Origin of the sequence: Desulfuromonas sp. AOP6 (assembly GCF_009731355.2) — a bacterium.
GTDB lineage: Bacteria > Desulfobacterota > Desulfuromonadia > Desulfuromonadales > SZUA-540 > SZUA-540.
The window spans coordinates 2,343,460-2,366,650 of the sequence record NZ_AP022810.1 but is presented as its reverse complement, the minus strand read 5'-3'; the positions used below and the strand labels follow the sequence as shown (position 1 = coordinate 2,366,650).

The 23,191-nt window shown below is 58.8% G+C and carries 23 protein-coding genes; 4 read left to right on the top strand and 19 right to left on the bottom strand.

What is annotated here, in order from left to right; all coding sequences use genetic code 11:
* Positions 1 to 3 precede the first annotated feature (3 nt).
* On the bottom strand, positions 4 to 270 hold the full coding sequence (locus AOP6_RS11055; RefSeq protein WP_155876791.1) for a DUF485 domain-containing protein: 267 nt from the start codon (positions 268 to 270) through the stop codon (positions 4 to 6).
* A gap of 480 nt (positions 271 to 750) precedes the next feature.
* Between AOP6_RS11055 and AOP6_RS11050 the strand changes: the two genes are divergently transcribed.
* Entirely contained in the window at positions 751 to 1,608 is an 858-nt protein-coding gene (locus AOP6_RS11050; RefSeq protein ID WP_155876790.1) for a TIGR02757 family protein, read from the top strand.
* 23 nt (positions 1,609 to 1,631) lie between these two features.
* Here the strand turns inward: AOP6_RS11050 and AOP6_RS11045 are convergent, their stop codons facing one another.
* On the bottom strand, positions 1,632 to 1,901 hold the full coding sequence (locus tag AOP6_RS11045) for a hypothetical protein (RefSeq protein WP_155876789.1): 270 nt from the start codon (positions 1,899 to 1,901) through the stop codon (positions 1,632 to 1,634).
* A 42-nt stretch (positions 1,902 to 1,943) separates the two neighbouring features.
* Here AOP6_RS11045 and AOP6_RS11040 point away from each other — a divergent pair, with 42 nt between their 5' ends.
* The gene (locus AOP6_RS11040) at positions 1,944 to 2,120 is read left to right on the top strand and encodes a DUF4177 domain-containing protein (protein ID WP_155876788.1); all 177 of its coding nucleotides are present in this window, start codon (positions 1,944 to 1,946) and stop codon (positions 2,118 to 2,120) included.
* Here AOP6_RS11040 and AOP6_RS11035 read toward each other — a convergent pair.
* From AOP6_RS11035 to gspC, 17 genes are all read right to left on the bottom strand, one after another.
* On the bottom strand, positions 2,117 to 2,299 hold the full coding sequence (locus AOP6_RS11035) for a hypothetical protein (protein ID WP_155876787.1): 183 nt from the start codon (positions 2,297 to 2,299) through the stop codon (positions 2,117 to 2,119). The genes AOP6_RS11040 and AOP6_RS11035 overlap by 4 nt on opposite strands.
* Before the next feature lie 127 nt (positions 2,300 to 2,426).
* On the bottom strand, positions 2,427 to 3,392 hold the full coding sequence (gene trpS, locus AOP6_RS11030; protein ID WP_155876786.1) for a tryptophan--tRNA ligase: 966 nt from the start codon (positions 3,390 to 3,392) through the stop codon (positions 2,427 to 2,429).
* Positions 3,393 to 3,685: 293 nt separating this feature from the next.
* Positions 3,686 to 3,916, bottom strand: coding sequence for a hypothetical protein (locus AOP6_RS11025; RefSeq protein WP_155876785.1), 231 nt, complete (start codon positions 3,914 to 3,916; stop codon positions 3,686 to 3,688).
* A gap of 48 nt (positions 3,917 to 3,964) precedes the next feature.
* Positions 3,965 to 6,382 (bottom strand): endopeptidase La, encoded by a 2,418-nt coding sequence (gene lon / locus AOP6_RS11020; RefSeq protein WP_155876784.1) that lies wholly within the window; start codon positions 6,380 to 6,382, stop codon positions 3,965 to 3,967.
* A 146-nt stretch (positions 6,383 to 6,528) separates the two neighbouring features.
* Complete coding sequence (locus AOP6_RS11015; RefSeq protein WP_155876783.1) at positions 6,529 to 7,527, bottom strand: DUF3187 family protein; 999 nt, start codon at positions 7,525 to 7,527, stop codon at positions 6,529 to 6,531.
* Positions 7,528 to 7,555: 28 nt separating this feature from the next.
* A complete protein-coding gene (gene gspN / locus AOP6_RS11010; protein ID WP_155876782.1) occupies positions 7,556 to 8,446 on the bottom strand; it encodes a type II secretion system protein GspN in 891 nt (296 codons plus the stop codon).
* Positions 8,443 to 8,970 (bottom strand): type II secretion system protein GspM, encoded by a 528-nt coding sequence (gene gspM, locus AOP6_RS11005; protein ID WP_155876781.1) that lies wholly within the window; start codon positions 8,968 to 8,970, stop codon positions 8,443 to 8,445. Before gspM ends, gspN begins: the two co-directional genes overlap by 4 nt.
* Positions 8,967 to 10,370 carry a type II secretion system protein GspL gene (gspL, locus tag AOP6_RS11000; protein ID WP_155876780.1) on the bottom strand — a complete coding sequence of 468 codons (1,404 nt, stop codon included), beginning with the start codon at positions 10,368 to 10,370 and terminating at the stop codon, positions 8,967 to 8,969. Before gspL ends, gspM begins: the two co-directional genes overlap by 4 nt.
* 5 nt (positions 10,371 to 10,375) lie before the next feature.
* A complete protein-coding gene (gene gspK, locus AOP6_RS10995; protein WP_155876779.1) occupies positions 10,376 to 11,308 on the bottom strand; it encodes a type II secretion system minor pseudopilin GspK in 933 nt (310 codons plus the stop codon).
* Complete coding sequence (locus AOP6_RS10990; RefSeq protein WP_155877710.1) at positions 11,305 to 11,913, bottom strand: type II secretion system protein GspJ; 609 nt, start codon at positions 11,911 to 11,913, stop codon at positions 11,305 to 11,307. The genes gspK and AOP6_RS10990 overlap by 4 nt, the downstream gene beginning before the upstream one ends.
* A 7-nt stretch (positions 11,914 to 11,920) precedes the next feature.
* Positions 11,921 to 12,301 carry a type II secretion system minor pseudopilin GspI gene (gene gspI, locus AOP6_RS10985; protein WP_155876778.1) on the bottom strand — a complete coding sequence of 127 codons (381 nt, stop codon included), beginning with the start codon at positions 12,299 to 12,301 and terminating at the stop codon, positions 11,921 to 11,923.
* Positions 12,279 to 12,797, bottom strand: coding sequence for a type II secretion system protein (locus AOP6_RS10980; protein ID WP_213194573.1), 519 nt, complete (start codon positions 12,795 to 12,797; stop codon positions 12,279 to 12,281). The genes gspI and AOP6_RS10980 overlap by 23 nt, the downstream gene beginning before the upstream one ends.
* Positions 12,766 to 13,206: a type II secretion system major pseudopilin GspG gene (gene gspG, locus AOP6_RS10975; RefSeq protein WP_155876776.1), complete on the bottom strand. Its 441-nt coding sequence runs from the start codon at positions 13,204 to 13,206 to the stop codon at positions 12,766 to 12,768. Before gspG ends, AOP6_RS10980 begins: the two co-directional genes overlap by 32 nt.
* Positions 13,207 to 13,266: 60 nt before the next feature.
* Positions 13,267 to 14,487, bottom strand: a complete 1,221-nt coding sequence (gspF, locus tag AOP6_RS10970) for a type II secretion system inner membrane protein GspF (protein ID WP_155876775.1) — start codon at positions 14,485 to 14,487, stop codon at positions 13,267 to 13,269.
* A 2-nt stretch (positions 14,488 to 14,489) separates the two neighbouring features.
* Positions 14,490 to 16,226 (bottom strand): type II secretion system ATPase GspE, encoded by a 1,737-nt coding sequence (gene gspE, locus AOP6_RS10965; RefSeq protein ID WP_155876774.1) that lies wholly within the window; start codon positions 16,224 to 16,226, stop codon positions 14,490 to 14,492.
* A 6-nt stretch (positions 16,227 to 16,232) separates the two neighbouring features.
* Positions 16,233 to 18,326: a type II secretion system secretin GspD gene (gene gspD, locus AOP6_RS10960; protein WP_213194571.1), complete on the bottom strand. Its 2,094-nt coding sequence runs from the start codon at positions 18,324 to 18,326 to the stop codon at positions 16,233 to 16,235.
* Positions 18,327 to 18,339: 13 nt separating this feature from the next.
* The gene (gene gspC, locus AOP6_RS10955; RefSeq protein WP_155876772.1) at positions 18,340 to 19,239 is read right to left on the bottom strand and encodes a type II secretion system protein GspC; all 900 of its coding nucleotides are present in this window, start codon (positions 19,237 to 19,239) and stop codon (positions 18,340 to 18,342) included.
* A gap of 265 nt (positions 19,240 to 19,504) precedes the next feature.
* On the opposite strand from gspC, the gene polA reads away from it, so the two are divergent.
* Complete coding sequence (polA, locus tag AOP6_RS10950) at positions 19,505 to 22,177, top strand: DNA polymerase I (RefSeq protein ID WP_155876771.1); 2,673 nt, start codon at positions 19,505 to 19,507, stop codon at positions 22,175 to 22,177.
* 100 nt (positions 22,178 to 22,277) lie between these two features.
* A complete protein-coding gene (locus AOP6_RS10945) occupies positions 22,278 to 23,144 on the top strand; it encodes an NAD(P)-dependent oxidoreductase (protein WP_155876770.1) in 867 nt (288 codons plus the stop codon).
* The last annotated feature ends 47 nt before the right edge of the window (positions 23,145 to 23,191 follow it).

The following is a 23,191-nucleotide window of genomic DNA, read 5'->3' as shown; positions in this document are numbered from 1 at the left end:
CCTTTATTTATTCATCCGCGCTTCTGCGGCATTGCAGAGCTGGTTATAGACGACAGCCAGAATCAGGGCGAAGGCGAGGAGGCCGAAGCCATAGACGATCGCCACGGTTTGCCCGAAGATGATTTTTTCCATGAGGGTGGGCTTGACGGCGTTAATTACAACAAAGCCGGCATAAACAATGGTGTAGGCAATGAACATCCATATGCCAAGAGTCGTTTTGTAGCCCTGGGCATTATCTTTTCCCAGTTTTACTGCGGGTCCGTGTCCCATTTCGTTGCTCCTTTTCGCTTGTTTTTCTTCGATGATAAGGGGTGGGTGAAACCAGAAGATCTGGCCTGGCCGGAAAGCAGGGGCCCATAGGAAGCTTTCGGGTGAAAGTTCTGGGGTCACCTCCTCTCGACGCAACCGTTTCCCTGAGGGAAGGGAGCCGGTTAGATCCTGATTGTTGAAAAATTTTGATCGCCTGCTTCAAGCGAGGCCGGGTTCTGGTAAAAAATATACGATGTGGACTTTATTTCCGGCGCAATAATACGCCGTTCTATGTCTATGTCAATAGAAAACTTGGAATAAACCTTTTGTTTCGCTCTGTGAATTGGTTGTGAAGGGAGAATTGTGTTTGTGTTTACAATAGGTTAAAAAATCCCCCATTGTGGGTAGAAAAATGTTTTGTTATGGCTGGTAATTCTTCCCAAAACTGATATTTTAAGCCTTTTTTTGGGGGAAACTCTCTTTCTGTGATATTTTAATCGAATGCCTCTCCAGGATATTCTCGAAAAAGTGCAGGCGCGGCGCGGCGCGGATTTCCTGCAGAACGATCCCGTTCAGTTTCCCCGGCAGTTCAGTTCCTTCGCCGATAGGGAGGCGGTCGCTTTTATCAGTGCCGTTTTAGCCTACGGTCAGGTGAGTATCATTTTGCGACATGTCGAGGACCTGCTCGCGCGCATGGGAAGCAGCCCCGCCGACTTTATCCTCAATTTTGATCCGGCCCGCGATGCGACTTACCTTCGGGGCTTCAAGCACCGCTTCAATGATGAAAAGGATCTGGCCTGTCTTTTCTGGCTGATGCGGGGGATAGTTGAAACGACGGGAAGCCTTGAAAACTTCTTTCGACAGGGTGATGACGGAGGCAAAACGATCACGCAGGCTCTGGCTTCTTTTTGTCGCCGTGCCCTGGCCCAGGATGTCTCTCCCTTTTATGCGGGGGGATGCTTGCCGGCAAAGGCTGGTGTGCGCTATTTCTTCCCCAGTCCGGAAGGGGGCAGCGCCTGCAAGCGTCTGTGCATGTTTTTGCGTTGGGTGGTTCGCCGGGACGACGGTATCGATCTCGGGCTGTGGACGACGGTAGCACCGGCCCGGCTGGTGCTACCCCTGGATACTCATACGGGCCGCATTTCAAGGCTGCTTGGCCTTTCGGCCCGGCGCACGTCGGACTGGAAGATGGCCCTTGAGGTGACGGAGCGACTGCGTGCCTTCGATGCGTCCGATCCCGTTCGCTTCGACTTTGCTCTGGCTCATCTTGGCATCAGCGATGGTTGCCGCGGCCACCGGGGCGAAGCGTGCCGGTCTTGCACGGTCGCCTCCTGTTGCCCCTGCGGGCGGCGGGTCTGAACCAAGCCGACTATACTCATTGTTCAGAGAGGGATGCGCAGTTTTTTGCAGTGGGCCCTGATAATCATATCCGCCTGGTTGAGGCGGGAAAGCTTCATGTTTTTGGCCTTGAGAGCCAAAACGTCCTCAAGGGGAATCTGTTCGCCGCGCAGCTCCCGGGCCACAATACCCAGGTTCGTCAGGATGACCTTAAGGTCTGCTGGCGCGTACTGGCGCAGCGTGGCTGTGGAGAGGGTGAAAAAGCCCTCGCCGATGTCACGGGCAAATTTTTTCGGATTACCGCTGATAGCCATAGGAATGCCCTGATCCTGTCATGATTGGAGGAAAGAAATACAATGGTCAGTTACAAGGTGGTAGAGACCAGCATTGTCACCGATGAAACGCTCGAAGCCATTCTCAACGAATACACGGCCCAAGGGTGGCGCTTCGAAAACATTCAGTTTGCCATGCGCGAGGCCAGCAAGCGGCCATCCATGGCCTTTGTCCTCTTTACCAGGGAAGACCCGTCCTAATCGTCCCAGGTCTCCTGATCCCTGTAGATGAGAGTCTTTTTCGGGTCGGAGGAAGGCGTGGCTCCGCAGCGAGGGCAGAAGGGCTCGGCTCCCTCCTCTTCATCAATAAGCTTTTCCTCATTGAGTTCCCGGGGTTGACCGCTGCAGGTACAGAACCATTTTCGACTGGTCGTCGTCATTGCGGACCTCCTTGGATACGGTGGGCAGGTGGTGGCAAAGCAGGGGAGCTCCGGTCAGATGATCCATCGTTCCCTGTTTGCGTGCAGGCCCTCCAAGTATGCCAAGACTTACCCAGGGTGCAAGGCATCAATAGGCCAACCCCGTTTTCTTTCGTACCTTGCGCAGGGTTTTGCTGGCGGCATAGCGGGCTTTGTCGCGGCCATCAGCCAGGATTTTGCGTAAGCCGTCCTGGTCGGCCAGCAGCTCCTGCCGTCTGGCGGCATAAGGAGCGAAGAAATCCCGTACCGTCACGAAGAGTTCCTCCTTGACCTCCCCGTATCCCATTCCCCCGGCCAGATAGCGCTGACGCAGGGTTTGTTCCTGTTCCTTATTCAGAAAGAGCCGGTAAATCTGAAAGACGTTGCACTTGTCCGGGTCCTTAGGGTCTTCCACCGGTGTTGGATCGGTGACGATGCGCATGACGCTTTTGCGCAGGGTTTTCTCCTCCTGGAAGAGGTCGATGGTGTTGCCGTAGCTCTTGCTCATCTTCTGGCCGTCGATGCCGGGGACGGTCGCCACCTCGTCGTCGATCTCCGGTTCGGGCAGGGTGAAGATGTCGCCGTAGACGTTGTTGAATTTGATGGCGATGTCGCGGGTCACTTCGACGTGCTGTTTCTGATCTTTGCCCACGGGCACCTTTTCGCTCTGAAAGAGCAGGATGTCCGCCGCCATCAGCACGGGGTAGGCAAAGAGGCCGTGGTTGGCGGCAATGCCGCGGGCGGTCTTGTCCTTATAGCTGTGGCAGCGCTCCAGCAGGCCCATGGGGGTGAAGTTGGACAGAGCCCAGGCCAGTTCCTGCACCTCCGGCAGATCCGACTGGACCCAGAAGGTGCTCTTTTCGGGGTCGAGGCCGAGAGCTAGAAAGTTGGCGGCAGCCTCCAGGGTTCCCTGCGCCAGCTGTTTGCCGTCGGCGACGCTGGTCATGGCATGATAGTTGGCGATGAAACAGAAGAGATCCTGCTGCTCCTGGTGTTCGATCATCTTTTTCATCATGCCGAAGAAGTTGCCGAGGTGCAGGGAGCCTGAAGGCTGGATACCGGAAAGCACACGCATGTCGATACCTCGTAATAAACGGTGATGGGTTGATGGTGAACCCGCGCGCCTTTAAGGGGTGGCCGCGAGACGATTTACAACTAAAAAAGCCGCGGTTTTTGGCCGCGGCTTTTCTCGTATTGCTGGCCGCGACCATATTCGGTTCGCGGGCATGACATATTGTCTGGGGTCGCGGACCGGCTCAGTAAGAGGTCCAGCGCCACCAGGGGTTGTTTGTGGTCATGTGGGGATTGAATGACTGTTTCATGGTTGGGAAAAGTAGCAATTCTTCCTCGGTTCGTCAACGGCTAAATTTACGACTGACTGGTGGTTCCGCCACCCATGAGGGCGGCGAACTGCATCAACTGCTGCAGATCGATGCCGCTTTCCTTGAGCAGGTTGAGGAGCAGGGGAAAGAGTTGCATCAGAAAGGCCTGGTCTTTCATGCCCTCGCGGGCCAGTTCGGGCAGGGCTTCGAGGATAAAGGTTTTTTTCTGTTCGGCGTCTAGCGCCAGTACGGCGGTTTTGAGTTCCTGTACGGTCATGAATAGTTCTCCGGTTGCGTGATAAAGGGACGTTTGGGCCCCTGTTTGTCAAGGATCAGGAAAGGCGACTTTATAGACGTCCACATAGTCGCGGGCGAAATGAACGTCCAGACCTTCCTGCAGGTAATCGGGAAGCTCCTCGAAATCTTTGCGGTTGCCTTCGGGAAAAATCAGTGTTTTCAGTCCGGCGCGGCGGGAGGCGATGGTCTTCTCCTTGACGCCGCCGATGGGCAGAACCCGTCCGGTGAGGGTCAACTCGCCTGTCATGCCCAGCTTTTTAATAACCGGCCGGCGCGTGATCATAGAGAGCAAGGCGGTGGTCATGGTCACGCCGGCGGAAGGTCCGTCTTTAGGGGTGGCGCCGGCGGGGACGTGCAGATGCACGAAATGGGAGTCGAAAAAATTGGCCTTGGCCCCGTACTTTTCCAGGTGGGCCATCACGTAGGAATAGGCGATTTCCGAGCTCTCGACCATGACCTTGCCGAGCTGCCCGGTCTGTTTGAAGCCCTTGCTCTTGCTGGGCATGGCCGTCGCCTCGATGGCCAGGGTAGCGCCGCCCATGCTGGTCCAGGCCAGGCCGGTGACGACCCCGGGAACATCCTCAAAAAGCTCCTCCTGGCTGAAGGTCGGCTTGCCCAGATAGATCTCCACGTCCGCTTTGCGGATGATGATATCGTCCGTGCGTCCCTCCGCAAACTCCATGGCGGCCTTGCGCATGATCTTCTTGATGCGGTTTTCCAGGTTGCGCACCCCGGCCTCGCGGGCGTAGCCGTCGATAATTTTCTCCAAAGCATCGCGGCGGATGCGTACCCGATTCTTCTCCAGACCGTGACTGTTGAGGGCCTTGGGAATGAGGTAGCGTTTGGCGATTTCGACCTTCTCCTTCAGAATATAGCCGGACAGGTGGATGATCTCAGTGCGGTCCAGCAGGGGAGCCGGAATGGTGTCCAGCTGATTGGCCGTGGCGACGAAAAGGACGTTGGAGAGATCAAAGGGGACATCGAGATAGTGGTCGCGAAAGCTGGCGTTCTGTTCGGGGTCGAGGACCTCCAGCAGGGCCGAGGCGGGATCTCCCTGGAAAGAGGCGCCGATCTTGTCGAGCTCGTCGAGCATGAGGACGGGATTGGCCGTGCCGGCAGTCTTCATCGCCTGGATGAATTTGCCGGGCATGGCGCCGATGTAGGTGCGCCGGTGTCCCTTGATCTCGGCTTCGTCCCGCATGCCGCCGAGAGAAAAACGGAAGAAGGAGCGCCCCAGGGCGCTGGCAATGCTTTTGCCGACGGAGGTTTTGCCGACGCCGGGAGGCCCGACCAGCAGTAGAATGGAGCCGGAGATGTCCCCCTTCATCTTGCCGACGGCGATGAATTCCAGAATGCGCTCCTTGACGTCCTTGAGGCCGTAATGGTCGCGATCGAGCACCTTGCGGGCCCGCTCAATGTTGTAGGCATCCTTGCTGAAATTGCCCCAGGGCAGGATGGTCAACCACTCCAGGTAGTTGCGGCTGACGTTGTATTCCGGCGAAGAGGGATCGAGGAGCTGCAGTTTCTCCATTTCCTCGTTGATGACCTTTTCCGCCTCCGCGTTCGGCTTCAAGGTCTTGAGCCGCTGTGCGAACTTTTCCGTCTCGGCGGTTTTGCCGTCTTTCTCCAGCCCCAGTTCCTTCTTGATGGCCTTGAGCTGTTCCTTGAGGAAAAATTCGCGTTGCTGGGCCGAAACCTTCTCTTCGATCTGCTTGGAGATGCGGCTCTGCAGGCGGCTGACTTCCAGTTCCTTCTTCAGCAGGACCAGCACCCGGTCGATGCGTTTGCGGATATCGAGCGTGGCCAGGATCGTCTGCAACTCCTGACCGTCGGCGGTGGTCAGGTTGGCGGCGAAGTCGGCCAGGCGGCCGGGATCGTCCATGCTGGAGCGGTTGAGGAAGAGTTTGATCTCCTCTGAGAAAAGAGGGTTGATCTGTACCAGTTCTTTCAGGGTGGAGATAATGGCCAGTGAGTAGGCCTTGAGCTCCTGATTGACGGAAAGTTCGGGGCTGAAGCGGTATTCTACCCGGGCTCTGAAACCCTGGGACACCGGACGGACGGCCTCGATGGTGAAGCGCTCCAGGCAGTTGACCAGCAGCTGCACCTTGTCGTCGTCCATGTCGATAATCTTGACGATTTTGCCGGCGACCCCCGTGCGGTGAAAATTGTCCGGGTGGTCCTCCTGTTCGACATTTTTAACCAGCACCAGGCCGATGGTCTGGGATGGGCTCTCCATGGCCTGACGAACGGTCTCTACTTTATCCGTACCGGACAGCATCATGGGAATCAGAATCCCCGGGAATGCCGGCCGGGGCCGCAGGGGGACCAGGGGCAACTCGTCCGGCAGCAGATCGGAGGCCAGGACAAGGCCACCTGCGGGCTCACTGACCGGCGCCTCCTTGGGCTCGATGTCCTCCTCGGTGATTTTATCCTGTTCGTCGTTCATGCGCAGTGACTCCTTGAGGTGACGGATGGCAGTTCTGGGAAAGCTAATCATTTACCCACAGAATGTCAACCGTCGCTGACCTGCTGGGGAAGGTTTCACCGAGAAGGACGACAGCGGGCTCAAACAGAACCCGCTGGTTGAAATGTTTAAAAACGATGGCGAAGAGCGAGGTGGAAGACTACATCGGGAGCGGTGGCGACGGCGATATCCTCCGTCACGCCGAGGTCGAGAAGGGTGGCCGGAGTCAATCCCAGGCTACCCCCCAGGGTGAGTTGGGCGGAGGGGCTGGAGACCTCATCGAGGTCACTGTCGTCGTAAAAGGGCGTGTGCCCATCCATCTGGATTTTGAAGGCCAGCCAGTCGGCGGGGGCCCAGCCCATGCCGAGGGTGCCGAAGGCGGCCAGGTTGCGCTGCTGGCTCTTCAGTACGTCACCGTCGCTCATGGTCAGAAGGCCGGCGTTCCCCCACACGGACCAGTCGCCCCAACCACCGGGGCGCTGTGTGCTGGCGCTGATGGAGAGGGCCAGGTCGGTGCTGCCGCTTCCCAGCAGATGGTCGCTGTCACCCGTTGGCAGTTTGAGGGCGGCTCGCAGGGCGACACTGTCGCGGCCGTTGTTCTGGTTGAAAAGTTGCAAGCCCAGCGAAAAACTCACATCTCCCAATCCTTCCGCGTCCTCCGTTAGGCTCAGGGAGGGCTGGCCGGTACGGTCATACCGATAGGCGAGGCGATTGCGGGGGGCGTGATCGCGGCCGCCCTGGGGGAGAGAGAAAAAGGAGTGCCAGTCTTCGATGAAGGCGTCGAGAAAGCCGCTCCGGTGCCAGAGCATGGGGATATCCAGTCCGATTTCCCAGCCGGTCGACAGGCCGTGACGTAATGCGAGGTTCAGTCGCGAGGTCTCGCCATCCAGGATGATGCTTTCGGTAGGAGAGGTATGCCGGGTATAGTTGCTGGCCAGGTCGAAGGAGAGGGTGCCTTCCCATTGCCCCGCTGCCAGCAGGGCACTACGTTCGGCGGACGGCAGTCCGTAAATCTGCACCAGAGGGCTCTGGTTGCTGGTACGAAAGGGCAGGATGTCGATGGCCTGGCTGGGGGCAGAACACAATATGCCGGCCAAAACTCCGATGATCTGGATATTTTTCAGCATGTGCAAATCCTTGGCGAGCGGCGTGGCCTCAGCGTAGCTGGACGTTACTCAGGGTTCCCATGAGCCGCAGGTTGAAGGTGCCGCTGTTGTCCGCTTTGGCGAACAGACCCAACGTGTCCCGCAGAGCGGGGTCGAATCCGGCCCCGGGGGTCAACCCGAAGGTCAGGTTCACCCGGCTGCGCCCCACGGGTTCCGTGAGCAGAAGGGTACCGCTGCCTGCCAGGGTGGCATCGCCGCCGCTGTTTTCGATTGTTTCGAGACGCAGGGCAGGGCCTTTGCCGCCCCCCTGCACGCGAACTGCTCCCAGTTGCAGGGTGTCGCTTTCTGCCCCGATGGCGTTCATGCCGGTCAGGCTGAGTTCGCGCAGACTGGCGGTCAGTGCCGTTTCGGTATCGGGGCGGATGGGCCAGCTGCCGGAGAACGCAATCTCGTCTACGGTGAGGGCGACCTGGATGGATGAACCGGGCGCCACGGGCAGTTCAAAGCGCAGAGAACCGGCTAGAGCCTCGATCTCACCTCTCTTTTTAACATTGGCTTCCACCTGTCCATTGTACATTTGCGCTTTCAGCTTAACACCGGGATTGCTGCTGAACAGGCTCAGCCACAGAGGTTTGACCTGCAGGGACTCCATGACGATATCCTGGGGCAGACCGGCGGCCCGTACCTGGATGTCGGTGGCGACAAGCGCCGGGGGGAAGGTCAGTTTCAGGCTGTCCATCGAGATCTGCATTTGAGGGTCGGCGGACAGTTCCTGTTCAAGGCGTTCGCGCAGAGCGTCCATCGGGAAGAAAATATAGAGCCCCAGGGTGAAGCATCCTACCAGCAGGGCGATCCCGATAAGAAGCAGACGCAGCGTCGAAGTATTCCGGCGGCTGGAAGCTGTCTGCGGTTTTGACCGGCGATAACGGAAAAACGTCATTGGCTTTTTCCCAGAGAAGCGATGACCAGTGTGGCATCGAGCTGTGAACGATTGTCGAAACGGGTTTTGACGCGCAGGTTTTTCACTCGCAGGAAGGCGTCGGCGGCCTCGATTTCATATAGGAGTTGAACCAGTTGGTCGAGCCGGATTTTCTCCACTTTGATCTCCACGGCCTCCTCGCGAAAACCGTTTTGCTCGGACGTCGGCTGCGGGCGCATGGAAACCAGGTTTTCCCTGGACGCGATGCGGGCACCGGTCTCCTCGACGAAAGAGAAGAGGGAGAAGGATCTGGAGCGAGCCAATTGTGTTTCGGCCTGGGCGATGCGTTGATTAAGGTGCAGGAACTCCTGTCGCAGTTGCTGGATTTCGACCATCTGGCGCTGCCGCGAAGCAATCTGGCTGTCGAAACGCTCCAAGGCATCGCGGTAAGGCGACCAGATGAGCAGATACGTCAGGGTCAACAGAACGAACAGGCCACCCCCTGCCAGAATAAGACGTTCTCTTGGCGTCAGATTGGCGATCATTGGTCACCTCCCTGCTTGGCGGGCGTCAGGCTGAGTCGAAAATCGACGAGGTTGCCTTCCAGACTCATCTTGGCGTCGGAAATCTGCACAGAGGCAAAGTTTTTGGTCTGTTCCAAGGCTTTGACGATGCGATTGATGGCATCGAAGGACGTAGTCTGCCCCTCCATGCGGATTCCTTCCTCGCTGTAATTCCATTCACGGATGTCGACAGTGACGTCTTTCGGAATGGTTTGCGAAATCTGCTGCAGCGAAGCCAGCGGCGTGCGTGTCTGGTCGAGACCGAAGAGGACCAGCTTGTCCTGCAATTCCTTGACCTTGCCCCTCATCTGCAGGGGAATGTCGACAACGGCTTGCGGCCCGGGAAAGGTTTCCCGAAACGCTTTGGTCATTTCTGCTTGCAGGGCTCGGGCTCGCTGGGCTTTGCTGGAGAAGTTCAGGTAAGCCGATCCTGTCAGGGTCAACAGGATGAGGGCGCAGAGGATGCCGGCGCTGATGAGGTGGGTGCGGTTGATACCCCATTGGGTTTTCAGGGCGAAAGGGCCACTGCGGAAATTGAAGCCCTTGTCTTTTTCCCCCAGACCTGCCCGCAAGGCAAGGGCCACCGCCGGAAGGAACTCCGGGGAGACGGCGTCATCATCGTGAAGAAAGGCCGGAATGCGAACCTGCGCCCCCAGCTTTGGCAGGTGCTGTTTCAGTTCGGTAGTGACGGCAGAGCCCATGAGGAAAAAGGGGAGATCTTCATAGTCTGTTCCCTGCTGCAAGGCCCGGCCCTCAAGATGCAGGGCCCGCGCCGTTTTGTCAGCGCTTTGGCCGGCAGGTAGAGGGAGTATGCGATAGTCGACCAGCCTTCCGTCCAGAACAAGGGAAACGGTGGCCTCCTGACCCTGCAGGCAGGCTAGAATGCCTTCGTTCACCTGCTCTTTCAGCCCTTTGGCATACGCAAAAGGAGCCAGGTCAATGGTGTGCAGAGGGAGCTGTGCCGCTTCGAAGGCTCCCAGCAGGGGGGGGATGGCTTCGGCCCGAACGGCGGCTGCCGTGACCGAAAAGCCGCCGTCAGGTCCAGGCACGGGACGCTGGAAGTCGGTGACGCAGTCTTCGATGGAGAGGGGAAGTTGGGAGGCCAGTTCAAAGCTCAGCGCCGCCGCAATCTTTTTAGGATCGGCAAAAGGGAAGCTGAGGCGGCGAACGAAACCTTCACTCGCCGGCAGGGCGGCGGCAAAACGGTCGCCATAGTGCAGTTCCGTTCCGATCAGTTCTTTGAGCGCCGCCGCCAGTTCGGCCTCGTCGGCGTAGGCTTGGTGGCCGAGGCTTATTCGGGCCGGCTCCCCTTTTTCCTGCTGAAGAACAGCCACCCGGACGGTGCCGGCATCCAGATCGATTCCTATCTGTCGTTTTGCCATAGGCTCTAATTAACCTTGAGAAAGAGTAGTTGATCGCCCGATTTGCGGACAACGGCCTCCATGGAGCGGCTGCCGTCGTTGACCGTTGCCCAGGAGCTTATGATGTAGGTCGGGCTGGTCACGGCAAAGGAGGTGCGCAGCAGGGTGTCCATGCCCGGCAATCGGTTCAGTTCTTTAAGATCTTCCGGTGTCATGAATGGCCGCGCCTCCCGCAGAGCGACGATGGCTTCCGCCGTGGTCCGGTCGATTTCGGGGTCGGCGGAGAGGCTCATGAGCACTTCTTCCGTGGTGGTATTGACGTTGATCTCGTCGCCGCCATGCACCGTCAGATGCGGCCGCACCAGTCTGACTATTTCAGGGGTGAAGCCGCGGATCAATTCCAGCTCTTCCAGACTGTCCAGGGGAGCATTTTTGCTGGGATAGGGACGCGCCAGACCCTGATAGTATTCACTTTCCGCTCCCAATCCGTCACCCTGGTAGATTTCCTCGTCCCGATCGATCCAGTCAATCAGGGCCGCAGTCAGATCCTCTGGTTCCGGTAATCCCAAGAGGTCAAAAAAGCGGTTGAAACGATCGATAAATACGCTGTTGGGGTTGACGCCGAGGGTGTCAACGAGGCGGTTGATATCCAGTTTGCCACCCTGGTCCTCGATCTGGATGGTGACAAACCCCTCCCCGACCGGATAATTGACGACCCCTAAAGACCAGGTTTCTCCTTCGGCGTCGTAGCTGTTTTTGTCTTCCTGAAGCAGGACGCGGCCGACGCGTATTCCCCCTTTGGCCAGGTAGTAGGAGCGGGTGCTGTCCCGAAAAGTTTCTGTCAGCCGTATGTCCACCAGCGTGGAAAAGGCGAATTCGGTGAGCAGCGAAGCCAGCAGGGCCACGATGACCAGGACGAGCAGCAGCACCGATCCTCTTTCGTTCCCCAGTGTCTTCATCCCCGACTCTGGCTCCCTTGCAGTTCAAAAGCTGTGGTGAAGGGAACCGTGCGCTCGCCGAGCCGCAGGTGAAAATTGATTTCGAGGATCTGTGGCAGTCCCCGTTGCCAGTCTTCGTGCCAGGCACCGTCGGCAAAGCAGCGGATCTGGAAGTCCTCGATCCCGGACGCCAGTCGGTAGGAGGCATGCTCCGTCCCTTCCGGAAAGAAAAGGGGGTATTCGGTGCGAAACAGCGCTTTGTCTCCCTCATCACTGTCGGGGTCGCGGCGAACATCGTAGCGAACAATGACAATGCCACCAGCGCCCCCCTGGGGCGTACTGGCCGTGGTGGACAGGGTCAGCCGCGGCAGGTTATCTTCGTTCTTTTCCAGAACGAAGAGGGTTTTGGGGTTCTCCTGGCGCAGGTAGGTGCCGCGGACTTCCTTGCCGATGCGATCGCAGAGTACTCTGGCCTGGTGGTAGGCGGCGCTGTCCGCCTCCACGCGCTCCTTGGCGGAGCTGACCGAGCTGAAAACACCGTAGATGGTCAGCATGACCGTGGCGGCGATGGCCACCGCGATTGTAATTTCGATGAGGGTGAACCCCGCTTGGCGTCCAGGCATCATGTCACCATCAGTCAAAAATGAAGGAATTCAGCTCAACGCTTTCCTGCCGGGCCGCCTCCCCCCACAGAACCGTCACCGTCACCATTTTCACGGACGGCAGGGGCGTGTCGCTGTAGGTCACCTGCCAGCGATAGCCATCGAAAGGTTCTTCGAAGGGGGCCTCATCCTCACGCACCTGCAAGGTGCCCTGCTCCGCCTCCACTTCGATCTGGGCCATCTGCTGCTGCGCCAGCAGCGTCGCCTGGGTGGTGTGCTGCAGACGTCCATGCACGGCGATGGAACGATTGCCCAGGGTCAGCAGGGTCACCAGGGAGACACTGACGATGGCCAGAGCGATCATGACTTCGAGCAGGGTGAATCCTGTCTCAGAATTCCAGGTAGCCTTCATGTACTTCCGTTTCGGCTGTGAAGGGCCTGATCCGCAGGGTCAGGGTTCGTTTTTTATCATCCTGCAGATGGATGATCGTCTCTTCCATCCATCCCACGGGAAAGATGCGGGCGGTGACCTCGCCGGAAGAGCGCCCCCCCATGCCGGTGATGAGGATATCCTGAAAGCGGGCATCCCCCTTGAGACGGGTCTCCTTGCCAAAGCGGTCTGCTTCCGTCAGGGTGCCGTCGGTCTCCAGACGCTGGGCTTTGTAGGTCGATTGCCCCAGGTCGAATACCAGCCGATACTCCCGCCCATCCAGAGCTGCTTCATTGAACAGGTATTTCACCGTGCCCGCCAGACGACGGGCCGAAGCGTCAAGGTCGTTCTGGCCGACTCCTGTCATCATGGGAAACGTCATGGCGGCAAAGAGAGCCAGCAGAAAAACGACGATGGACAGTTCGATCAGCGTGAAGCCGCGTGTGTTATTCGAGATCCCAGTTGGTGATGTCGGCATTTTTTCCTTCGCCTCCCGGTTCGCCGTCGGCCCCGTAGGAGAGCAGGTCATAGTCGCCGCGGGTTCCCGGAGACAGATAGACGTAGTTGTTGTTCCAGGGATCCTGCGGGATTTTCTTCAGATAGCCCCCTTCCCGGTAGCGGGTGGGAATAAGACCGGTCGCCGGTTTTTGCGCCAAAGCAGCCAGCCCCTGCTCCGTTGAGGGGAAGTTGCCGTTGTCGAGTTTGTAGAGGGCCAGGGCTTCCTCGATGCTCTTGATCTGCACGGCAGCTTTGGTGCGCCGCGCCTCTTCAGGGCGATCAAGGAGCTGGGGCACGACGATGCCCGCCAGAATGCCGAGAATAACGACCACGACCATGATTTCGATGAGGGTGAAACCCTTCTGGTTCCGTAAGGTTGAGCGTTTCATGATTATCTCCTTCCGGCCTGGTGGCTCAGGCCCTTGTGAATTCAGTGGTTGTCGTTCCGCTCAGCCGATCCCCTGACTGGCTTGAAAAATCGGCAGCAGGATGGCCATAACGATGAAACCGACGACGGTTCCCATCAGGAGAATCATCAGCGGTTCCAGCAGGGAGAGGGCACCGGTGATCGCCAGTTCCACTTCGTGGTCGTAGGCATCGGCCACGCGAAAAAGCATGGTTTCCATGTCGCCGCTGCGTTCGCCGACGGCGGTCATCTGCGTCAGCATGGGAGGAAAGACCGCTGCCCGCTTGAGGGGGGCGGAAAGGCCTTCTCCCTCGCGCACAGCCGCGGCGGTATCCTCCAGAGCTTCACGCAGCAACTGGTTCTGCAGCAGATTGCGGGTGATGTCGAGGGCTGCCAACAGGGGCAGTCCACTCTGCAGCAGGGTGCCCAGGGTGCGGGCGAACCGCGAGGTGGCCACCAGGAGATTCAGGCGGCCGACCACGGGGATCGACAGGGCGAGGCGGTGCAGCTGCCAGCGTCCGCGTTCTGTGCGGCGAAAACGCAAAAAGGCAAAGATGGCGGCGACCAGCAGGGCCACAATGAGCCAGGCGTAATCGACCATGAGATCGCTGCCGCGAATGAGGAGCAGGGTCGGCCAGGGCAGGGACTGTCCCAGATCCTCCAGCATGCGGGTGACCTTGGGCACGACGAAGGTGACCAGAAAGACGAGGACGGCGCCACCAATGAAGGCCATGAGAATGGGGTAGGCGAGGGCGGCACGCAGCCGGCTCTTCATGCGAACCTGTTCTTCCAGAAAATCGGCCAGGCGCTGGAGCACCTGCTCCAGGGTGCCGCTGTTTTCGCCGACCTCGATCATGTTGACATAAAGTTCGGGGAAGACCCGTCCTTGCGCCGCCAGACTCTGGTGCAGCGATTCGCCCCGTACCACCTCTTCGCGCACACGGGAGAGAGTCCGGCCCAGGGTCGGGTTCTCGAGTTGCGAGCTGACGGTCTGCAGGGTTTCGTCCAGAGGCAGGCCCGCTCCGAGCAGGGTGGCCATCTGGCGGGTGGCCGCCGCCAGCTCCATGGTCGACACGCTGCTTTTGAAGAGCGTCGCCGTCCGTTTGACCTTCTCGCCCCTGGCTGTTTTTTCTTCCTTCAGAGCGGTGGCATAGACTCCCTGGTCGCGCAGCTTCTGCAACCCCAGCTTTTTACCGGAAGCCTCGACCACGCCGGAGACCTTTTTGCCGCGGGCGTCAAAACCTGTGTACTCGAAAAGAGGCACGACTACACTTCCTCCTGGGTGACGCGCAGAACTTCCTCAAGGGTGGTCTCGCCTTCCAGCGCGCGGGCAATGCCGGAATCCCACAGGGTACTCATGCCGCGCTTGATAGCGGAGTTGCGGATGCTGGCCGAGTCCTTGTTCTGCAGCAGCAGTTCCCGTACCGGCTCGTCCACGGGCAGCAGTTCGTAGATGCCACTGCGGCCGCGATAGCCGATGTCCATGCATTTCTCACAGCCACGTCCATGGTAGAAGGTGGCGTCTTTCGGCAGACTGTCGGTCAGGCCCATCTCAGTGAATCGGTCCATGGAGGGCGGATGCGGCTCGCGGCAGTGGGGGCAGATGCGCCGCACCAGGCGCTGGGCCAGAATGCCGACGATGGACGAGGCGGCCAGGAAGGGTTCGATTCCCATTTCCACCAGGCGGGTCAGGGCGCCGGCAGAGTCGTTGGTGTGCAGGGTCGAAAAGACCATGTGGCCGGTCAGGGCGGACTGCACGGCGATTTCCGCCGTCTCGCGGTCGCGGATCTCGCCGACCATGATGATGTCGGGGTCCTGGCGCAAAATGGCGCGCAGGCCGTTGGCGAAGGTCAGGTTGATCTTGGCGTTGACCTGGATCTGGCCGACACCGGTCAGCTGGTACTCGATGGGATCCTCGACGGTGATGATGTTCTTCTCCCGACTGTTGAGGCGGGTGAGGGCCGCATAGAGGGTCGTCGTCTTGCCCGAGCCGGTGGGGCCAGTCACCAGGAAAATGCCGTGACTTTTGTGGATCATGGCGTTGACCTGTTTGAGCATGGATGGGTCCATGCCGATCTCTTCCAGGGTCAAGACGTTGGATGCCTTGTCCAGGAGCCTCAGCACCACCCGTTCGCCGAAGGCCGTTGGCAGCGTCGAGACGCGCACGTCCACATCCTTGCCGGCGATGCGCACGCGAAAACGGCCATCCTGCGGCAGACGCTTTTCGGCGATATTCAGGCCGGACATGATCTTAATGCGCGAAGTGATGCTGGCCTGCGCCTTGTGCGGCGGCTGCAGCACCTCGTAGAGAATGCCGTCGATACGGTAGCGCACGACCAGGCTCGTCTCAAAAGGCTCGATATGGATATCGCTGGCCCGCTCCTTGTAAGCCTGGGTGATCAAGCTGTTGACGAAGCGGATAACAGGGGCCTCGTCGGAGGCATCGAGCAGATCGGCCGGTTCCAGGTTGCGGGCGAGGTCGCCGCCGAACCCTTCCTCGATGTCCTCGATGACCTCCTGTGCTTCGCCGGCCCGGCGCTCATAGGCCTGATTGACCGCGCGCAGGATTTCCTCGGGTGCGGCCACCACTACCTCGATAGCCTCCCGGGTCAGGGCGGCGAGATCGTTCAGGGGGCGGCTGTCGGCCGGATCGGCGACGGCTACCCGCAGATATCCCTCTTTACGCGACAGAGGAAACACGCGGTATTCTTTGGCAAAGGCGATGGGGACGAGGTTGAGCAGATCGGCATCGGTGCCGCTGTCGGGGATGGCTTCCAGAAATTCCAGCCCCCGCTGGCTGGCCAGGGCCCGGCTGAGAATGGCGGGGGTAATGACCTTCATGGCCAGCAGGGTCTCGCCCAGGCGCCTGCCGCTCTCCTGGCGGGTTTCGTCGGCCTCCCGGATCTTCTCTGCCGGTATGGCGAAATCTTCCTGCAGGATCGTTGCCAGCGATCGCCAGACCGTCGTTCCCTCGGTTCCTTTATGACTGCTGAGAGTGCTCATTCTCCTCTATTCCCAGGGGTCTTGCGTGGCTTCACGCAGACTGTCAGGGTCGACGGACGTCGGTTGCGGCAGTTCGGCGGGTAGCAGGGGAACGACGTTCCCTTCTTCGAACTGATCCATCTGATTTTTGGCCCGGCGCGTCACCTGAGCCAGGTCGTTGGCGTCGTTGATGATGCGCGGGGTGACAAAGAGCAGCAGATTGGTCTTTCGTTCACTGCTGTTCTTGCTTTTGAATAGCCACCCAAGCAGAGGAATGTCCCCCAGCAGAGGCACCTTGGTGACCGATTGCAGGACATCGCTCTTGATAAGGCCGCCCAGGGCGACGGTGCGGCCGTCCTCGGCCAGGACGGTGTTACGCAGCAGGCGTTTGGTCAGAGTGGGTCCGACATCGTTTACGTTGCCAACGTTGGTGCTGGCCAGGTCAGTGATCTCCTGATAAATGTTGAGGCGCACCAGATTGTCCTGGATGATCTGCGGCGTCAGACGCAAAGTCAGGGCAACGTCCTTGCGTTCGACGGAAACGCTCTGCGCCAGTGAGCTGCCGCCGGCATCGGTAAGCCGGTTGGTGATGATGGGGACATTGGAGCCAACGATGATCTCCGCTTCCTCGTTGTCCGAGGTCAGCAGGCGCGGCGCCGACAGGATGTTAACATCGCCATCCGTTCTGGACAGATTGATCAGGGCCGACAGGGCCGGCACCGAGATGGTCTTGCTGCTGTCATTCGGGTCGGTGACCGTGATGGTGTTGAACAGCCCGCCCAGCATGATGCCGTTGACGGCTTTTGTGAGGATGCTTGGATAGCTTTGGTTTGAGTCTGAACTGGTTGCGCCGATTGGTAGAAGCTCAGCTGCGGCCGACGGACCCGTCGAGGCGAAGATGGCGCTGTCCGAACCGGTGTCGATGGCCCCTTGCAGGGAGACGCCCAGTTCCCGGGTGGCTTCCATGGACAGCTCAAGGATGAGGGCTTCGACAAAGACCTGTTTGCGCTTGATGTCGAGCTGGCTGATGATGCCTTTGAGCACCTCATAGTCTTCCGGCGAAGCGTTGATGATGAGGGAGTTCGTTGGTTTGTCAGCAATGATGCTGGTGGCGCCCGTTTTGGGCGCTGCCGCCTGTGGCGCCCCCGGTTGCGTCTTCTCCTGGGCTTTGATGCCGGTGACGATCTCGTTGAGGGTTTTGGCCAAAGTCTCGGCGTCAGCGTTTTTCAGATAATACACATTGATGCCGGAGCGATCCTGCACCGGTTTCTGGTCCAGCTTGGCAATCAGATCGCGGATCATCATCATATCTTCCTGGCTGGCCATGACAATGAGTAGATTGCCGCGGGCGTAGGGCAGCACTTTGCTGACTTCTTTGCCTCCGGCGGTCTGCACATTGCCGGCGGCCCGACGGCGAGCGACGGGACTGGCGCCCCCTTCGGACAGGATCTGGGTGGCGAGCTGAGCGACCTCGTCGGCCCCGGCGTAAACCAGGGGAATGACTTCGAGCATGTCCAGCGAGCTGGGAACGTCCAGTTCGCGGGCGATGCGGGTCAGTCGGTCGATGTTGCTGGCGCTGTCCGTGATGACCAGGGTGTTTGAAGCAGGGAAGGCGACGATGCTGCTCGTTTTGGGAATAAGAGGCGCCAGCACGGTGGTGGCCAGTTCGCCGGCGTCGATATTTTTCAGCGTGATCAGGCGGGTGACGTATTTTTCGTTTATTTCACCGCGCACGCCGGGTCCGATAGTGGGCAGGTTGCTTTCCTTGGCGTCTTTAATCGCCACGATCTTGTTGGTCTTGCCCGAAGGCACCACCGTGTAGCCCTTGGTGTTGAGGACGGTGAGGAAGAGCTGGAAGGCGTCGTTGATGGACATCAGGTCGGGGCTGATGATGGTCGCCTTGCCGCGCACCGATTCGTCATAGACGAAGTTCATCCCCGTGATCTCGCTGACCGTGCGGATCAGGTCGGGCAATTCGATATCCTTAAAGTTCAGGGACACCATGTTGGGATCCTGGTTTTCTCCGGCGGCTGCGGGCGGTTCAACTGCCAGGGCAGGCAGGGGCCAGGCAAAGGTCAGACAAAGGAAAAAGGACCACCGGATCAACGATTTTTTTAACACCTGGGTTGGCCTCCTAATTGACTTCATAGGCGAAATTCATCGGCTGGCCATTGCGTTCCAGGCCGACGACGATGCTCTTGGCTTCACGTAACTGCTGGAAAATCTGCAGCGCCTTTTCCGGGCTGTCCAGCGTCACGCCATTCACTTCAATGACGACATCTCCGAGCTGCAATCCCATCTGAGCCAGAATGGAGTTGGGCCGTATCATCTTGACGGCAAATCCTGCGGTCTTGCCGTCAATGAGTCGTGGCTCCATGCGGGCTTGCTGCAGCAGTTCACCGATATTCTGGCGAGCTCTTTCCGCTTGTTCTTTGGGGATGGCCCACTTATTGTTCCCCAGGTCCCTGACCTGGTAGCCGTTGGACGCGGCACGCCCGTTGGCGGACGGAGCAGTGACCGGAGCGGTCTGGGCCTTGTGCCCATCCTGATGAATGAGGAGGATTTCCCGTGAGCCGTCAGGATAGCGGATAGTGACGGCGTCCCGGGTAATCTCTTCCAGGCGACCATTTCCCGGCAGGCTGTCATCGAGGCGGAATGTTTCGATTTTGTTGTTGGCCTGGATGAGGGCAAGGGATTCCGGACCGCGCGCCACGGTGCCAATCAGCGTCAGGCTGCCGCGGGTGGCGGGTGTCGATTCGCTGGGCGCGGTGGCACGGGTGGTGTTCTGAAAAGTTACCACCCTGCTGCTGCCCGATGCATCAAAAATGTTGCGGACCAGAATGGTCTCATAATCCGACAATGTGGCCTGCCGTTCTCTGGCTGGCGCCGGCGGCGCCGCACTTTTGGCCGTGATGACCGGCGGAGAGACAAAGACACCGACGCCATCTGCAGCCAGTTTGCCGAGAGACAGTCCCAGCAGGGCTACCAGTAGCAGAAGGAACTCGCGATAATAGCGTTGCAGGATGACAAACATGAAGGGTCCGATGGTAAATCGTTATATAGCGATAAAGTGCGGGATGGTCATCATCTAACGTCTTTATATTATGGAAGAATCTTGAAAATGCAAGGGTTTTTCCTTGCGACTTTTCTGCGTCAAAATCGAACGGTGTTTTTAATGAGAGAAAAAAGTGCGAAATCGGCAGGTTGTCCAGGCAAAATTGCCACCCTTGGTTAAACGGTTGGTTTTTGTCTGAAGAAGTGTCAAAATGTCTGGCGCTTTTGACCCGAAAGGACATGAAATGACTTCACCAGCCAAGCGACTTTATCTCATCGATGGCTCATCCTACATCTACCGGGCCTATTTTGCCATCCGGCATCTGTCCAATTCCAAAGGTTTTGCCACCAACGCCGTCTACGGCTTCATCAATATGCTGCTCAAGGTAGTGCGGGAGGAGGAGCCCGATCATCTGGCCGTGGTCTTCGATGCCCCCGGCCCGACCTTTCGCAAGGAGATCTACGATGCGTACAAGGCGAACCGGGCCAAGATGCCCGAAGATCTGGTGCCGCAGATTCCGGTGATCAAGGAGGTGGTGCGGGCCTTCAACATGCCGGCCATCGAAAAGGAGGGGTTCGAGGCGGACGATATCATCGCCACGCTGGCGCGGCGCTTTGCCGCCGAGGGGATGGACGTTACCGTGGTCACGGGCGACAAGGATCTCATGCAGATCGTCAATGATCGGGTGCGTCTGCTCGACACCATGAAGGACAAGGTCTCCGGCCCGGCCGAGGTGCTGGAGCGTTTCGGCGGTTCGCCGGAAAAGGTAATCGAGGTGCAGGCCCTGGCCGGCGACAGTTCGGACAACGTTCCCGGTGTGCCCGGCATCGGCGAGAAGACGGCGGTAAAACTGATCCAGGAGTTCGGCTCCGTCGAAGAGCTGCTGGCCCGGGTCGACGAAGTCAAAGGGAAGATGCAGGAAAAACTGCGCGAATTTGGCGAACAGGCGCTGCTGTCCAAAAAGCTGGTGACCCTGGTTGATGACGTGCCTCTCGCGGTGGATTATGACAATTTTTCTCTTTCCGAGCCCAACCGGCAGGCCCTGACCGCCATCTTTAAAGAGATGGAGTTCCACAAGCTGATTCAGGAGTTCTCCACCGAAAACCGCGCCACTGGGGAAAACTACCATGGTGTGCTGGATGAAAAGGCGCTCGATGCTCTCGTTGCCCGCCTGAAAAAGGCTCCCCGCTTCGCCTTCGATACGGAGACGACCAGTCTGACCGCTGTGCAGGCGGACCTGGTCGGCCTGTCCTTTGCCATCGAACCGGAAGAGGCCTGGTATATCCCGGTGGGCCATCGTTATCTGGGGGCACCTGAACAGCTGGCGCGGGACCGGGTGCTGGACAAGCTGCGGCCCCTGCTGGAAGATGCGCACCTTGGCAAGATCGGCCAGAACATCAAGTACGATGCGCTGGTGCTGCGGCGGGCCGGCGTGCAGGTCAAGGGGATCGCCTTCGATACCATGCTGGCCTCCTACCTCACCAATCCGGCCTCCAAGAGCCACGGCATGGATGCCCTGGCCAGTGAACTGCTCGGTCATAAGACCATCAGCTACAAGGAGATGACCGGCAGCGGCAAGAAGCAGATCGGTTTTGACGAGGTCGAGGTGGAAAAGGCTATTGTGTACGCAGCCGAGGATGCGGATATCACCTTGCGTCTGGCCGAAGTCCTGGAGCCGAAGCTGCAGGAAACGGAGCAGGAGACGCTCTTTCGTGACGTGGAGATGCCGCTGGTCGAGGTGCTGACCGACATGGAGTGGACCGGGATACGCATCGACACGGGTTTTCTGGAACGTCTCTCCGCCGAGATGGAAAAGAAGCTGGCAGCCCTTGAAAAGGAGATTTTCGAGCTGGCCGGCGGTTCTTTCAATATCGGGTCGCCCAAGCAGCTTGGCGAGGTGCTTTTCGAGCGTCTCGGCTTGCCCAAGGGGAAGAAGACCAAGACGGGCTGGTCGACGGACGTGGAGGTCCTCAATAAGTTGGCCGAGGACCATCCGGTGGCGGCGAAGATTCTCGACTACCGCTCGCTGGCCAAGCTCAAGGGAACCTACGCCGATGCCCTACCCAAACTGGTCAACCCGGAGACGGGACGCATTCACACCTCCTTCAATCAGGCCGTGACCGCGACGGGTCGACTTTCCTCCAGCGATCCCAATCTGCAGAACATCCCCATCCGCACGGAGGAGGGGAGCCGTCTCCGTGAAGCCTTCATCCCGGCTGAGGGCAATCTGCTGATTTCCGCTGACTATTCCCAGATCGAGCTGAGGGTGCTGGCTCACATGGCCGACGAGGCGGTGCTGCAGGAGAGCTTTGCCCAAGGGGAGGATATCCATCGCCGTACGGCCAGCGAGGTCTTCGGGGTTTTCCCCGAGATGGTGACGGCGGAAATGCGGCGGCAGGCCAAAACCATCAATTTTGGCGTCATTTACGGGATGGGCGCTTTCAGCCTCGGCAAAGACCTGGGTATTCCCACCCGCGAGGCCCAGACCTTCATCGACAATTACTTCGCCCGCTATCCTGGCATCAAGGCCTTCATGGAGGGGAAGAAGGAGGAGGCCCGCGAGAAACTCTATGTTTCCACTCTGCTGGGTCGCCGCTGCGCCGTGCCCGAAATCAATAGTAAAAACGGTGCCATCCGGAGCTACGCTGAACGCAACGCGATCAATTATCCGATCCAGGGGTCGGCAGCCGATATTGTCAAGATCGCCATGATCCGCATTCACGAGCGCCTGCGTAAGGAGGGTCTGCAGACGGCCATGGTGCTGCAGGTACATGACGAACTGGTCTTCGATGTGCCGGAGCAGGAAGTGGAACGGGTCAAGTGTCTGGTGCGGGAAGAGATGGAAGGTGCTGTCACGCTCAAGGTGCCGCTGCTTGTCGAGCTCGGTGTAGGCAAAAACTGGCGGCAGGCTCACTAAAAGTGGCTGCTGGCGGGGTTATCACGGTTGTTTTTCGTGCTGACTGGGTATAATATACTCATTGTTTTAAATTCTGCGGGCATGATATGGGAGGAAATCCATGATTAAAGAGGTTGGTTTTGTTGGGCTCGGGACGGTCGGTAAACACATGGCGATCAACCTGTTGAAGGGTAACTACAATCTCACTGTTTTTGATAATAACGCCGACGCGGTCAGTGAACTGGAGAAACGGGGGGCCAAGGGCGCTGCCAGTGCCATGGAAGCGGCCAAGGGCAAAGATCTGGTTATCGTCATCCTGTCCGAAAAAGAGGAGTGGGAAGCTGCCCTTTCGGCCGAAACCGGCTTTCTCAAGGGGATCGATCCGGGCACCATTCTCGTCGACATGGGGACCCACTCGCTGGAGACCACCATGGAACTGGCGGAAGAGGCGGCCAGTCGCCGGGTCATGTTCCTGGAAGCCCCCGTTTGGGGCACCAAAGAGCATGCCGCCAACGGCCTGCTTACTATTCTTACCGGAGGCGATCCAACCCTGCTGGGCCGCTGCCGCGAACCTTTCTCTTTCTTTGCTCTCAACGTCATTCATGTTGGCGAAATCGGCGCCGCCACCCGCATGAAGTTCGTGGTCAACCTGGTGCAGGCCCAGTTGGTGGAGGGATTGGCTGAAGGACTGGTCTTTGGTGAGAAGCTCGGATTCTCCGCCGATCGCATCCTTGAGGTTCTCGACTCGGGTGGCGTGGCGTCTCCCCTGCTGCACTCCAAAGGGCGCTCCATCGCCCGCGGCGATTTCTCCCGCAATCTGGCTCTCAAGTATGTCTTCGAAGGTCTGCAGATCGTTAAGGATGTGGCGGACAAGGCCAACCTAGAACTGCCGGCTAACGACGCCGTTCTCAAGGTGTACGAACAGGCCGTCAAGGATGGGCGTGGCGAGGAGGATTTTTCCGCGGTTATCAAGGTGCTGCGCCGTTAGAACGACACTGGCTTTGCAGCATGTATAAAAGCTTAGGGGGCGCCGCC